Annotated in this window: 13 protein-coding genes; 1 reads left to right on the top strand and 12 read right to left on the bottom strand. The window is 56.2% G+C overall.

Going from position 1 to position 12,102, the window contains the following annotated elements; all coding sequences use genetic code 11:
- Nucleotides 1–124: 124 nt before the first annotated feature.
- Complete coding sequence (locus HUU60_01845) at nt 125–694, top strand: hypothetical protein (protein NUL81449.1); 570 nt, start codon at nt 125–127, stop codon at nt 692–694.
- Here HUU60_01845 and HUU60_01840 read toward each other — a convergent pair.
- From HUU60_01840 to HUU60_01785, 12 genes are all read right to left on the bottom strand, one after another.
- Nucleotides 691–3,075 (bottom strand): 3-hydroxyacyl-CoA dehydrogenase/enoyl-CoA hydratase family protein, encoded by a 2,385-nt coding sequence (locus HUU60_01840; GenBank protein ID NUL81448.1) that lies wholly within the window; start codon nt 3,073–3,075, stop codon nt 691–693. The genes HUU60_01845 and HUU60_01840 overlap by 4 nt on opposite strands.
- The gene (locus HUU60_01835) at nt 3,076–4,221 is read right to left on the bottom strand and encodes a citrate synthase (GenBank protein NUL81447.1); all 1,146 of its coding nucleotides are present in this window, start codon (nt 4,219–4,221) and stop codon (nt 3,076–3,078) included.
- A gap of 64 nt (nt 4,222–4,285) precedes the next feature.
- Complete coding sequence (locus HUU60_01830; protein ID NUL81446.1) at nt 4,286–4,894, bottom strand: sigma-70 family RNA polymerase sigma factor; 609 nt, start codon at nt 4,892–4,894, stop codon at nt 4,286–4,288.
- 57 nt (nt 4,895–4,951) lie between these two features.
- Nucleotides 4,952–5,272: a cytochrome C oxidase subunit IV family protein gene (locus HUU60_01825; protein NUL81445.1), complete on the bottom strand. Its 321-nt coding sequence runs from the start codon at nt 5,270–5,272 to the stop codon at nt 4,952–4,954.
- A gap of 4 nt (nt 5,273–5,276) precedes the next feature.
- Nucleotides 5,277–5,933 carry a cytochrome c oxidase subunit 3 family protein gene (locus HUU60_01820; GenBank protein NUL81444.1) on the bottom strand — a complete coding sequence of 219 codons (657 nt, stop codon included), beginning with the start codon at nt 5,931–5,933 and terminating at the stop codon, nt 5,277–5,279.
- The gene (gene ctaD, locus HUU60_01815) at nt 5,926–7,587 is read right to left on the bottom strand and encodes a cytochrome c oxidase subunit I (protein NUL81443.1); all 1,662 of its coding nucleotides are present in this window, start codon (nt 7,585–7,587) and stop codon (nt 5,926–5,928) included. The genes HUU60_01820 and ctaD overlap by 8 nt, the downstream gene beginning before the upstream one ends.
- Nucleotides 7,584–8,549: a cytochrome c oxidase subunit II gene (coxB, locus tag HUU60_01810; GenBank protein ID NUL81442.1), complete on the bottom strand. Its 966-nt coding sequence runs from the start codon at nt 8,547–8,549 to the stop codon at nt 7,584–7,586. The genes ctaD and coxB overlap by 4 nt, the downstream gene beginning before the upstream one ends.
- Nucleotide 8,550: 1 nt before the next feature.
- The gene (locus HUU60_01805; GenBank protein NUL81441.1) at nt 8,551–9,369 is read right to left on the bottom strand and encodes an SCO family protein; all 819 of its coding nucleotides are present in this window, start codon (nt 9,367–9,369) and stop codon (nt 8,551–8,553) included.
- Complete coding sequence (locus HUU60_01800) at nt 9,366–9,785, bottom strand: hypothetical protein (GenBank protein NUL81440.1); 420 nt, start codon at nt 9,783–9,785, stop codon at nt 9,366–9,368. Before HUU60_01800 ends, HUU60_01805 begins: the two co-directional genes overlap by 4 nt.
- Nucleotides 9,778–10,950, bottom strand: a complete 1,173-nt coding sequence (locus HUU60_01795) for a hypothetical protein (protein NUL81439.1) — start codon at nt 10,948–10,950, stop codon at nt 9,778–9,780. The genes HUU60_01800 and HUU60_01795 overlap by 8 nt, the downstream gene beginning before the upstream one ends.
- Nucleotides 10,940–11,572: a cytochrome c gene (locus HUU60_01790; GenBank protein ID NUL81438.1), complete on the bottom strand. Its 633-nt coding sequence runs from the start codon at nt 11,570–11,572 to the stop codon at nt 10,940–10,942. Before HUU60_01790 ends, HUU60_01795 begins: the two co-directional genes overlap by 11 nt.
- A complete protein-coding gene (locus HUU60_01785) occupies nt 11,569–12,102 on the bottom strand; it encodes a DUF3341 domain-containing protein (protein NUL81437.1) in 534 nt (177 codons plus the stop codon). Before HUU60_01785 ends, HUU60_01790 begins: the two co-directional genes overlap by 4 nt.

Below are 12,102 nucleotides of genomic sequence, written 5' to 3'. Positions count from 1 at the left end.
TTGGGGCGCTGGGTGGCGGCGGCCCAACTATCGCGGAGATCGCGTTTTCCCCGCGATGGGGTTGGCTGTGTTGTGCGCGGCCGGGGTCGGTTGGTTCATCAATGGACGGGGAGATCTCAGTTGGATGGCGCTGCTCGGATTTGGCCTCTTGGGACTGATCGACGACCTGTTCGGCGGAAACTCGCCCAAAGGTCTGCGCGGCCACCTGAAGGCGCTGACAGAGGGCAGGCTCACGACCGGTCTGTTGAAACTGACCGGTGGTCTGGGTCTATCTATTTGCCTTGCGTTCCATGCGGTCGAGGGAGCGGCTGTTTGGATCGCCATGCCATTGGTAGCGCTCTGTGCTAATGCCATGAACTTGCTCGATCTTCGTCCTGGCAGGGCTTTGTCGTTCTATCTGCCTCTTGGCGCCTTCGCTCTGTGGATGCCTTGGAACGCCTACTTGTGGGTTACGGCAGTATTGCTCTATCCGTTCGATCGTGCGGGCCGTTGGATGCTGGGTGACACGGGGAGCAACCTGTTAGGAGCATCGTTAGGCGCCGCGCTCCTCACGACACCGACCTGGTCTATGGCGGTCGCGCTCATCTCCCTGCTTGCGCTTCACATCGTCGCCGAGCGCAAGTCGATCAGTGAGATAATAGATACGAACCCAACTCTGCGTTTTCTTGATCGGCTGACCGGACGGCGGGATTAGTTGCGCAGGGGCTTGCCGGTAGCAAGCATGTGCTCGATCCGGGCTTTGGTCGCTTCGGTCTGGCAGAGTTCGACAAAAACCTGGCGCTCCAGTTCGTGGAAGTACTCTTCGCTTGCGTCCACAGCGCCCTTCACTCGCCCGCCGCTCATCACAAAAGCGATCTTTTCGGCGATCAAGGCGTCGTGTTCGCTAATTTGCTGGGCCTCTCGCGCCCAATGCACTTCCATCATCAACCTCGCAAAAGCATCTTCGCCCAATGCCCTCATAGGTCTGCGATCCGGCACGCGATAGGCGCCGTGCGCCAAGCCGATCGCGCGCATCTTGGCATGGAACAACAACCGGTCCGCGCTCATCGAGATACCGTCGTTTGCCGTCAAGTAACCTAAATGCTTAGCCTCGCGCGCATTGGACGACCGCTTGCCTTGGCTAAGAACGGCAAATATCTGCTTTAGATGGGCGAACGGATCCTCGTCCTGCGCGGCGACGGCTATCGCGCGGTCGGTCAACAGGGTTGTGCCGCCGCCAGCCGGCATTAAGCCTACCAAAGGCTCGACTAAGCCGATGTTCGCTTCGGCGTGCGCTACGCTCTGAGCGCAATGCAGCATCACCTCGCATCCGCCGCCGAGCGCCATGCCCTGCACCGCGGCAACGACCGGCACCTTGGCATACTTGAGTTTCAAGACGGCGCCTTGGAGCTCCTTCAGCATCCGTTCCATGCCGGACCAGTCGGCCTTTTCCATCGAATCCAAGAAAAGTTTCAGATTGAATCCGGCGGAGAACATGGAGCCTTGATTGCCGATCACGACGGCGTCAAACTCGCGCTCTGCCCGTTCTATACAGGACGCGGTAAAGGCGATCAATTCGGGCGTCAGCGCGTTAGCCTTGGTATGGAACTCGATCAGCATCACCTGGTCGTCCAGATCGATGGCGGACGCTTCTTTGGTCGCCTCAATTTCAGCCCCAGAAGCCTTTAGGTCGTCGATAACGATAAAGTCGTACTCGATGTCTTTTTCGGCCATGTGGCCGGCAAAGTCGAAGTAGCGCGCGACGCCGTCTTCGCGACGGTAGAACGCATCGTAGCCTTCGCGGCGCATCGCCTCGATGACATCGGGCGCCTTTTGAGGCGCGGCGGGCAGTTGGCTTAGAATCTCCAAAGCGGCGTCCAATCCAGAGATGTTCGGTCGATTGGCCAATAGGCCGATTTGATCCTCCCAAACGCCCGACGCGATCGCGTCCCAATACTCAAACGGACCCAATTGCCAGTTGTAGCCCAGCCGCATCGCTTGATCGATGGATGGTATGTCCCATGCGATCTCCTCGGCATACTCGGCGGCGTAGGCGATCGGCAGCATCAAAGCCTCGCGCACAAAATCTCCGTAGGGCGATGGCAGAAAGAGCGCCGCCTTGATTCGCTCGGGTAGCGGCGCCTTGTGCAAGTCGGGGTCCATCGGCACATTGGCCTCGATACGGTCTCGGTACTCCATCGAAGCAAAATCGAGCGTTCGAATCGTCTTGCCTTCCTTCTGATAGAATCCTGCGCCGCTCTTCTCGCCCAATCGACCCGAATCGATCAGTTTCTGAAGCGTGCTGGGCAGTGAGAACGCCTGCAAGAAGAAGTCGTTGGGCAAACGCTCGGTCTGATTACGAATAATGCTGGCAATGATGTCCAATCCGACCAAGTCGGCCAGACGGAAGACGCCGCTTCGAGGCCGACCGATGAGCGGCCCCATCAGCATGTCGGCCTCTTCGGGTGCGATGCCCAGCCGTTCCGCCGCCGACAATGACGCGGCCAGCGCATAAATGCCGATGCGCGTTGTGATGAAGCCCGGCCTATCCTTGGCCTGCACTACTCGTTTGCCCAATACGTTCTCGGCAAAGCTCCAAAAGCCATCGACGACCTGGGCCGTGGATTCGTCCGTAGGGATGAGTTCCAAAAGCGCCATCTGTCGGGGAGGATTGAAGAAGTGCGCGCCTAGAAACCGCTCTCGCGCGCTTTCGGGCAGATGCGACGACATTTCTGCGATGCCAAGCCCTGAGGTGTTGGTAGCCAGCAGACAGTCGCCCGACACTACGTCCGCCAATCGAGAAAAGAGTTGTCGTTTGGGCTCAATCTGTTCGATAATCGCTTCGACGACCCAATCGGCGTCGGCAAGCCGGCCTAGATCGCTTTCAGCGTTTCCGGGCACAATGCGCGCTGCCCAAGCAGGATCATAGAGCAACCCTGTCTTTACGATCTTTTCAAGCGCTTGTTGAGCGATTTCGCCTTGATCCAACAGTTCGACCTGCCAACCGCAATTGGCGAAATGGGCCGCGAGGCCCGATCCCATCGAGCCTGCGCCGATAACGCCCACTTTGCCCGTGCGAGAATTGCCGTTGACCATTTATCGTTGCGCTATGGGCACATAGGGGCGGGGCGCCGGTCCGTTGTAATCGCTGCGAGGTCGAATCAGCCGATTGCCATCGTGCTGTTCGATCACGTGCGCGCTCCAACCGGTTATGCGAGCAGCTGCAAAGATCGGCGTGTAGAGCGGAATCGGGATATCCATCATATAATAGATCGGTGCGGCGGGAAAGTCCACGTTTGGATGCAAGCCTTTCTCGTTCAGCACCGTTTCGCGCATAATTCGCTGCATCTTTGCCAAGTCGCTCTTGCCCGTCAGTTCGGCCAACTGATCGACATAGGTTCCTAGGATGGCCGCCCGCGTATCGCCGGTCTTATATTCGCGGTGGCCAAATCCCATGATTCGGTGTTTGGACGCCAATCGCTCGCGCACCCAGCCTTCCGCTCTATCGGAGGTTCCAATGGACAGCATATCGTCCATGACGGCTTCGTTGGCGCCGCCGTGCAGGTTGCCGTGCAGCGCGCCGATGGCGGCCGCAACGGCTGAATGAAGCCCTGCCAAGGTAGAAGCGACCACGCGAGCCGTGAACGTCGAAGCGTTGTAGCCGTGCTCGGCATAGAGGATGAACGTCAGGTTCATCACCTTGGCGAACAGATCGTTTGGCTTTTCGCCATGAAGCATATAGAGAAAGTTGGCCGCATGGCCTAAGTTCGGATCGCCAGGCACAGTTGCTTTACCGCTTACCGCACGATAGCCGTTGGCGACCAAAGTGGCCATCTGCCCGGTCAGTTTGATCGCTTTCTTCAGGTTGGCTTCGTGAGAGTTGTCTCTGGCCAAGGGTTCTGTCGCCCCCAATGCCGCAACGCCCATTTGGAGTACCGACATCATGTTTTGCGCAGCCTCTTTCGGCAAGGCTCTCAGCGCTTGATAAACGTGTTCGGGAACCTCGCGATTGGCGACCAGTTCGGCCTTGAACTGAGAAAGTTGCGTTGCATTGGGCAGCTCGCCATAGAGCACCAGATAGGCGACTTCTTCAAATTCGGAGTTTTCGGCCAACTCTCGGATATCGTAGCCTCGATAGAGAAGCTTATTCTCTTCCGCAACTATGTCTGAAACGCCCGATATGCCGGCTGTTACGCCTTCCAATCCGGGACGGTAGGGCACAATGGATTCTGCGTCAGGCATACGACCCTCCTGTCAATAGCCCGCCAAGGGGTTGATCTGTGGGTCAAATGATACCCGATAGCGCCTAAGCCTGCCGTGCCACTTTCCGCTTGATTCGCATCAGCGCATTGTCCACTGCTTTTGTCGAGCAGCGCAATTCGCTAGAGATCTCGCAGTACGATTTGCCAATACAGTAACGGTCTAAAACTTCTCGCTCAAAAGCGCTCAATCGATCGCTCAGCCGCTGCTCCAGCTCGGCACGGCGCTCGCTCTCGATCAAAACTCTCTCGGGCGCCATCGACCTGTCCGCGATCCGATCGCTCAGGTCGGGCCATCCGTCCGGCTCCGTCCCGAACAGGACGCAAGTATTTAGCGGTTGATGATGGAAGCGAAGAGCGCCCTTTACGGCTGACAGCACATGGCGAGTGATGCAGATGCGTGCGAAGGCAGAGAAACAGGACTGCTTCTCCTCTCGAAAGTCCATGATCGCTTGCCACAGCCCGATCATGCCTACTTGGATCAAGTCGTCCTTTTCGGCTCCGACCAAGAAGTAAGGCTTTACCAGTTGGCGAACCAGATTCTTGTAGCGATAGAGCATGTACTCCGTCGCTCCTGAATCTCCTTTCTGCGCTCGCGATATGACGCTCTCTTCCGCTTCTAATAGGTAGGGCCACAGAGGCCCTGTTAAATTCATTGCGAAGAGAGTATAACCCGGTTTTTGCCGGTTTGAACCTGCCGAAAATCAAATTCTCTACCAGCCCGGATTATGATCGACCCAGCCGCGCGAGCCGTAATCGCTGAACGCCAGGCCGAACAAGATCAGCAGACAGACAAAACCCGCAACCGCCCAAAGAAACGTCAGCTTGGTTGCCATCTTGACGCCCATGAAGAACTTAACGACAATATAGGCCTTGATGATTGCAATGGCCAAGGCAATGACGTTGTTGACGGCCGCCCCAAGGTCCACTTGCGCCGCACCCACGGTCAAGAATAGAAAGACCATGAGCGCTCCAAAGACCATGAAGTAGGTCTTGTCGTCCAGATAGTGAGGTTGATGCGTTTTGCCAGCCATGTATTTATTTCCCCGGAATGAGATAGAGCAGCGGGTAGAGGAAGATCCAAACGATGTCCACAAAGTGCCAGTAGAGTCCGGTCATTTCGGTCGGCATGAAGTCCTGTTCTTTCATCGGATTTTTCTTGATCCAGGCGATCAGGCAGGCCATCACGATCATACCGATGACGACGTGGAGGGCGTGCAGTCCGGTCATAAAGAAGTAGATGCAGTAGAACATGTGCGCAATGGGCGCGCCGTCGTCCGCATACGGATAGCTAAAGTTGACTCCCGGCGCAAGCCCGTGTTTGAATTTGTCGGTGTATTCAAAGTATTTGACGACTAGGAAGCCGCCGCCACAAGCGATAGTGGCCAGGATCATGCCGATCTGCTTGCGTCGGTCGTTGCGCATCGCCGCTTTCACGCCTAAGGCCATCGTCAAACTGGAGGTCAGCAGGATCAGGGTGTTGACAAATCCGAGTCTCCAATCCAAGTGGTGCGACAGCACATGGAACTCGTGCTGATTCATCCAGCGATAGATGAAGTAGCTGGCGAACAGCGCGCCAAAGAACATGATCTCCGTAACGAGAAACGCCCACATCCCGACCGAGTAGGATTCGTTCTGCTGCTCGATATCCTCGAAGTGGTGCCCCAGATAGAGGGGATGAGTCTGGTCAGACATGCGCTGGCTCCTTTCGCTCCGGCTGGTCGTCCTCTTCGATCATGTCGGGCACGTCGTCATAGGTATAGGCTTCTTTCGTAACGATCGGCGTCTCGTGAAAGTTGTGCGTGATGGGCGGCGATTCGGTCGTCCATTCTAACCCTGACGCGCCCCAAGGATTGTTGCCGGCCGGCTTGCCTTTGAAGATCGACCAGACCAAATAGACGCTGGGCAAGAAGTAGCCCACTCCCAAGATCGATGCGCCCGCCGTCGATAGAAGATGCCAGACTTGCCACTCTTCTGGATAAGCCCAGTAGCGTCGCGGCATCCCCAAGTTGCCCACGATGAACTGCGGAAAGAAAGTCAAGTTAAAGCCGACGAACACGATGAGCGCGGCAATCTTGGCCCACGTCTCGGGATACATTCGGCCAAACATCTTAGGCCACCAGTAATGGATGCCTCCCAAGTAGCCCATGATCGCTCCGCCGACCATTACATAGTGGAAGTGAGCGACCACGAAGTAGGTCTCCTGCAGGTGAATATCGACGCCCATAGAAGATAGGAACAGCCCGGTCAGACCGCCGATAGTGAATAGACCGATAAATCCGAGCCCATAGAGCATTGGAGCGCGGAGCACGACCTGCCCCTTGTACATTGTAGTCAGCCAGTTGAACGTCTTGACGGCCGACGGCACCGCGACTAGAAAGCTCAGGATTGAGAAAACCATGCCGGCATAGATGCTCTGGCCGGTCGTAAAGAGATGATGCCCCCAGACCAAGAAGCCTACGATCGCGATCGCCATGCTGGAGAAAGCTACGAACTCATATCCAAAAATCCGCTTGCGAGAGAAAGTCGAGATTATCTCGCTGATGACGCCCATCGCCGGCAGAATCATGATATAGACCGCGGGATGCGAATAGAACCAAAACAAGTGTTGGAACAGAATCGGGTCGCCGCCAAGCGCGGGATCGAAGATGCCGACTCTCAAAATCCTTTCGACTAAAACCAGCGCGAGCGTGATCGCGACCACGGGCGTTCCGAACACGATAATAAAACTGGTGGCGTATTGGGCCCAGACAAACAAGGGCAAGCGGAACCAAGTGAGGCCGGGAGCGCGCATCTTGTGAATGGTCACCAGGAAGTTGATTCCCGTGAAAATCGATGAGAACCCGTTGATAAACACGCCGACCAACGCTAACGACACCTGCCCGTGGGCATAGGTCGAACTGTAGGGCGGATAGAACGTCCAGCCGGTATCGATCCCGCCGCGGACCGTTGCGACGACTGCAAGGCTTCCGCCAATTACAAACATGTACCAAGAGAGCAGATTTAGCCGCGGGAATGCAACGTCTTTGGCGCCGATCATCAACGGAAGACAGAAATTGCCCAACACCGCCGGTATGCTGGGGATGAGAAAGAAAAAGATCATCATCACGCCGTGGAGCGTAAAGGCGCGATTGTAGTTGTCGGCGCTCATTAAGTCGCCCTGCGGCGTAATCAGCTCCATGCGGACGAGTGCGGCAAACAAGGCGCCAATGCCAAAAAACACGCTGATGGAGATTAAATAGAGTATGCCGATCCGTTTGTGATCGGTGGTCAGCAACCACGAAGCGATCGGGTGCTCCGATAGATAGTTGCCCTTGCTGTGCCCGTGGCCGTTGCTTGCGGCGCTCATTTCTTCTCTCCTCCGTCGCCCGCCTTCGATAGCGATCGAATGTAAGCGATTAACTGCAGCACCTTCTCCTCGTCCAACTGAGTGCCGTACTGCGGCATGATCGGCTGATACCCTTTGACGATCTTCGCATTCGGATCCAGAATCGATTCCCGAACATACTCAGTGTCGACCATGACTTTGCGGCCATCGGCTAGCTCGATCTCTTTGCCAAAAATGCCCTCGAGCGTGGGGCATCGGGCGGTGCTTTCTCCCGTGTGGCAGGTGTTGCAGCCCAACTGTTCGTACAGCGCCTGACCGGCCGCTTCCATCGACGTGGCCGATGCGGCCGCGCCAAAAAGCTCGGTCTGTTGCCACTTTTCAAACTCTGCAGGCTCCATGACGTAGACAAACCCGCCCATCTTGCTGTGCTCGGTGCCGCAAAACTCGGTGCAAAACAGATGGAACTTGCCAGTCTTGGTGGGCGTTACCCACACTTCGTTGAAGCGGCCAGGCAGAACATCTTTCTTGATCCTGAATGCAGGGATATAGAAGCTATGGATCACGTCTTGCGAGATCATGACGAACTTGACCGGCTGGCCGACTTGAAGATGAAGCTGGTTGTTTTCTCGAATGCCGTTTGGATGCTGGAGATGCCACATCCACTGCTTGCCGACAACGTAGATTTCTTGGGCGTCGGGCGGTCCGGGCGCATAGGCATGGGCGTACAGCTTCGCGGTGTACCAAAACACGACCAATCCCAAGACCACCAGCGGGACGGTCCATGAAAGCTCCAGCCTCGTGTCGTGGTCGTGAGCGTTCTCTCGGCTGGCAGCAGAGCCCTTTCGGTAGCGAACCACGAACACAACGAGCAGGGCAAAGACCAGCACCGTAAAGAACGTAGATAGCGCGGTGATGATCCAGAACCACAGATCCAGTTCGACCGCAAAGTCCGACGCCTGCTCTGGCAAAAACGGAAATCCCATGCTAAGCTCCTGCACCGCCTGGCTTGCGCCTCGAGAAATAGAAGATCATCCCGGCCATAGCGATGATAGTCATGACGCCGCCGATGCGCAGCGCCCGCATCACCGCAAAGCCATAAGTGCCCGACTCCGGATCGTACACGTAACAGAACAGCTGCCACTTGTCCGACAGTTGGCCGATCTTGTTGTTCGATGCCTCGACCAGAGAAAGGCGCACGTCCCGCGGGTTGTAGAGCAAGCCCAAGAAGTAGCGCGAAATCTTGCCGTCCGGGGTCAGAAAGATGAGAGCCGGTTTGTGAGCGTAAAGATCTTGCTTCTCCAGGTAAAGATATTTGAACCCTACTGCGTCGGAAACCGCCTTGATAGACTCCTGACTGCCGACCAAGAAGCGCCAACCTCGCTCGGCTCCCTCCTTCTTGAGCAGTCCCACATAATTCTCTTTCTTTTTGGCGGCCAACTCGGGCGTCTCCGTCGGCGCGATGCTATAGGTGATGATATTGTAGTCGTCGCCCGGCCGGAGTTCGACCTTTTGTAGCGCGTGCACCGTCCGATTGAGCGTTTCCGTGCACAGGTTCGGGCAGTTATAGTAGACCGGGGTGAGCAGCGCCGGTTTGCCCTGTAGCAGATCGCCAATCTTCACTTTCTGGCCGTCCGAGTCGGTGAACTCCGCATCGAGAGGGATCAGGCCGCCCAGATTCTGTACAATGTCGACGTTCTGCTCCACTTCTTTGGTCGGTGGCAAGGGACGGGCTTTGCCGTTCCAAAACTGGGCATGTCCCATTGCGAACATAGCCATTACGGCAAAAATTGTTAAGTTTTTCATTGCGCCGGCGCCTCTACTTCTGGAGGGACTGGAAGGCCGTTCTCGACGATCACGTCGATGGCGCGCTCGATCGGAATCCGCACCACGCCCGCGTTGCTGTCGATAATTTCCATCGAATGCAATAGCCTATCTGCTTCCGCGTTGAGTTCGTTAATGTCCTTGATCGGGTCGGTCTGCAGAACGGGCGGCGGAGGCGTCGTCTTAGGCGCCGGCAACTGCGTTTGGTTAGCTATCGGCTTGCTAAAATCGGGCATTATCATCAAGTAGATAAAGTAGGTGATGATGGTTGTAACAATGACCACGATGAACAGCCCTGCTGTAAAGACGGCGATGGAGCGGACAGGCGGCTCTTCTGGCTGATAGCCCAATTCGGCGGCCAACTGCAACTCGGCTTCATTGGTCGCAGGCTTATGCATGCTCAAGCGCCTCCTTTACGGGAGTTTCCGGCGCGGGCATCAGCGGCCGCTTTTGCAGGTTGTTCGCAAACATCGCCATCCAGATGCCGCCGATACCTAACAGCGCAGCGAAATCCATCCAATGGACGCCTAAGTCTCGACCAATTGAAGAAGAGCCAGCGATCAACCAATAAGTCTCTAACAGGCGCACAAAGAAAATCCATAGCCCGACCCATCCAAGCGATCTTGGGTTCTTTTTGATCGGATTCGGCATCAACAGCAACATTGGAATTGCAAACTGCGCGATCATCAGCGCCGTGCCTATAGCGTACCAGCCTCGGTCTTGGCGCCGCAAGAAGTAGCCGACCTCTTCCGGCAGATTGCCCGCATAGATGATCAGGTATTGAGAGAACGAAACGTAGCTCCAAAAGATGCTCAGCGCGAGGATAAAGTTGCCCAAGTCGCGCATCCGTTTCTTGTCTACAAATTGATTGAATGGCTCGAGATGGGAGTACCTGCCTAACAAGAAATAGCAAAGACCCAAAGCGCCTAACGCGCCCGACACCAGCACAATGACCCCGTACATGGTGGAGAACCAGTCCGCATCGAGCGACATCATCCAATGAAACGAAGCGAACGTGATGGCCAGCACGACCGGCACTAAGCTGATCGCGCCCAGTTGGATTCGCTTCTGGCGCCATTTGGGGTCGCCCGTCGCATCGTACTTGTCGGCCAATCCTCTCGTCATGGCTAAGAAAAACGCAATGATCGCAAAGTAGAGCAACGATCCGCCGATGAACGCGCCCTGGTTCAGAAACGGCTCCTTGTGCTTGATATACGGATTCGCGTTCAGTTTTTCGGGAACCGCCCATTCGTACATCATGGGCAGTCCGGCCAACAAGACAGCCCAACTGACGATGAGAATAGGCAAGCAAAATGCGCCCGCTTCGATCATCCGCTCTATGGGCGTCAGCCACGACGCGCGCACTGTGTGCTGCAGCATTGCAAGCCCGATGAAGCCCATCGTCAAGATCGCCCAAAACGAAAAGCCGATCAAATAGGACTGGAAGAAGCCTTCTCGGTTAGTAGCAATCCCGACCACGCAGCCTGCAATGCCTGCCAAACCCAGCATGACTCCCGTCTTCTTGAGGCCTTCCAGCCGGCCCATCGCCGCATTAGTGGTCACTGGCAGGCGCCTCCTTCTTGGGCGTTAGATCGACCTTGCCCTTCTCGATCAGTTCGGGCAACACCTCTTGCGGCACGTCGGCATAGGTCGCATTCTGACTCAGTTGTAACGCTCGAATGTAGGCCGCGATCTTCCAGCGATCCTCAACCGGAATTCTGGACGCATAGGAATACATCACGCCAAATCCGTTCGTAATCGTCTCGAAGAAGTAGCCCAACTGGGCCTGCCGAAGACGATCTTGATGGAGCGTGGCCACCGGCCTCTTCTGATTGAAACCTCTCTGAGCGATCATGCCTTGGCCGTCCCCGACTTTGCCGTGGCACGGCGCGCAAAAGACGTCGTATCGCTCCCGACCCCGTAGCAGAACATCTTTCGTTAGTTCGAACGGAAGCTCCTGAACGTACTTGCCGGTCGGAAGCTTGCCCGTGTAGTAAGCCTCGTCTTCCCGCAAGTTGCCCCATGCAACCGTGTTCTTGACTGGCATCCGAGCCGACGAACCGTCCTTGAAGAAGTCGCTTTTTGAGAGTGTTTTGACCCTTGGCTGAACCCACATGTCGGTGTGGCAACCCGTCAATCCAGCCACGATCAAGACACTGCCCACGGTGGCGACCAATCGCCTCATAAGCTCACCTCGGCAACGTTCTCGGCATTCAAGGTCTTCAGAAACGCCTCCGTCTGCTCTCGCTCAAACTTGGGGTCCTTCGATTCTATACAGATAAAGAACCGGTCGTTCGAGGCGCGATCGAAGTTAGGGGCGTCGAACAGGGGATGATGCGGCTGAGGAAGTCCGTTCAGTCCCAACATGCCTAACACGGCTCCGAACGCCGCGCTCAGCACCATGCACTCGAAGGTAATCGGAATGAAGTACGGCCAGCTCAGATCGGGCCGCCCGCCGATATTGAGCGGATAGTCCACAACCGAGATCCAGTACTGCATTAAGAAGCCGCCCGCCGCGCCGGCCAAGGCGGCGAAGGTTACGATCAAGGGCACGCGATGGTCGTCGATGCCTAAAGTCTCTGCCAAACCATGGATCGGGAACGGCGAAAAGGCATCGACGCGCTTGTAACCCTGCTCGCGCACACGTTCGGCCGCGCTCATCAGGTCGTGCTCGTCCTTAAACTCTGCAATCAGTCCGTAGATAGCTTCGCTCAT

Source organism: Armatimonadota bacterium, assembly GCA_013359125.1.
Classification (GTDB): domain Bacteria; phylum Armatimonadota; class Fimbriimonadia; order Fimbriimonadales; family GBS-DC; genus JABWCR01.
Note: the sequence above shows the minus strand (reverse complement) of the source record. Positions and strands in the feature narration are given on the sequence as shown.

Coding starts and splice junctions, on each gene's coding strand:
- HUU60_01845 (NUL81449.1), top strand. CDS start 125: ATGGCGCTGCTCGGATTTGGCCTCTTGGGACTGATCGACGACCTGTTC.
- HUU60_01840 (NUL81448.1), bottom strand. CDS start 3,075: ATGGTCAACGGCAATTCTCGCACGGGCAAAGTGGGCGTTATCGGCGCA.
- HUU60_01835 (NUL81447.1), bottom strand. CDS start 4,221: ATGCCTGACGCAGAATCCATTGTGCCCTACCGTCCCGGATTGGAAGGC.
- HUU60_01830 (NUL81446.1), bottom strand. CDS start 4,894: ATGAATTTAACAGGGCCTCTGTGGCCCTACCTATTAGAAGCGGAAGAG.
- HUU60_01825 (NUL81445.1), bottom strand. CDS start 5,272: ATGGCTGGCAAAACGCATCAACCTCACTATCTGGACGACAAGACCTAC.
- HUU60_01820 (NUL81444.1), bottom strand. CDS start 5,933: ATGTCTGACCAGACTCATCCCCTCTATCTGGGGCACCACTTCGAGGAT.
- ctaD (NUL81443.1), bottom strand. CDS start 7,587: ATGAGCGCCGCAAGCAACGGCCACGGGCACAGCAAGGGCAACTATCTA.
- coxB (NUL81442.1), bottom strand. CDS start 8,549: ATGGGATTTCCGTTTTTGCCAGAGCAGGCGTCGGACTTTGCGGTCGAA.
- HUU60_01805 (NUL81441.1), bottom strand. CDS start 9,369: ATGAAAAACTTAACAATTTTTGCCGTAATGGCTATGTTCGCAATGGGA.
- HUU60_01800 (NUL81440.1), bottom strand. CDS start 9,785: ATGCATAAGCCTGCGACCAATGAAGCCGAGTTGCAGTTGGCCGCCGAA.
- HUU60_01790 (NUL81438.1), bottom strand. CDS start 11,572: ATGAGGCGATTGGTCGCCACCGTGGGCAGTGTCTTGATCGTGGCTGGA.
- HUU60_01785 (NUL81437.1), bottom strand. CDS start 12,102: ATGAGCGAAGCTATCTACGGACTGATTGCAGAGTTTAAGGACGAGCAC.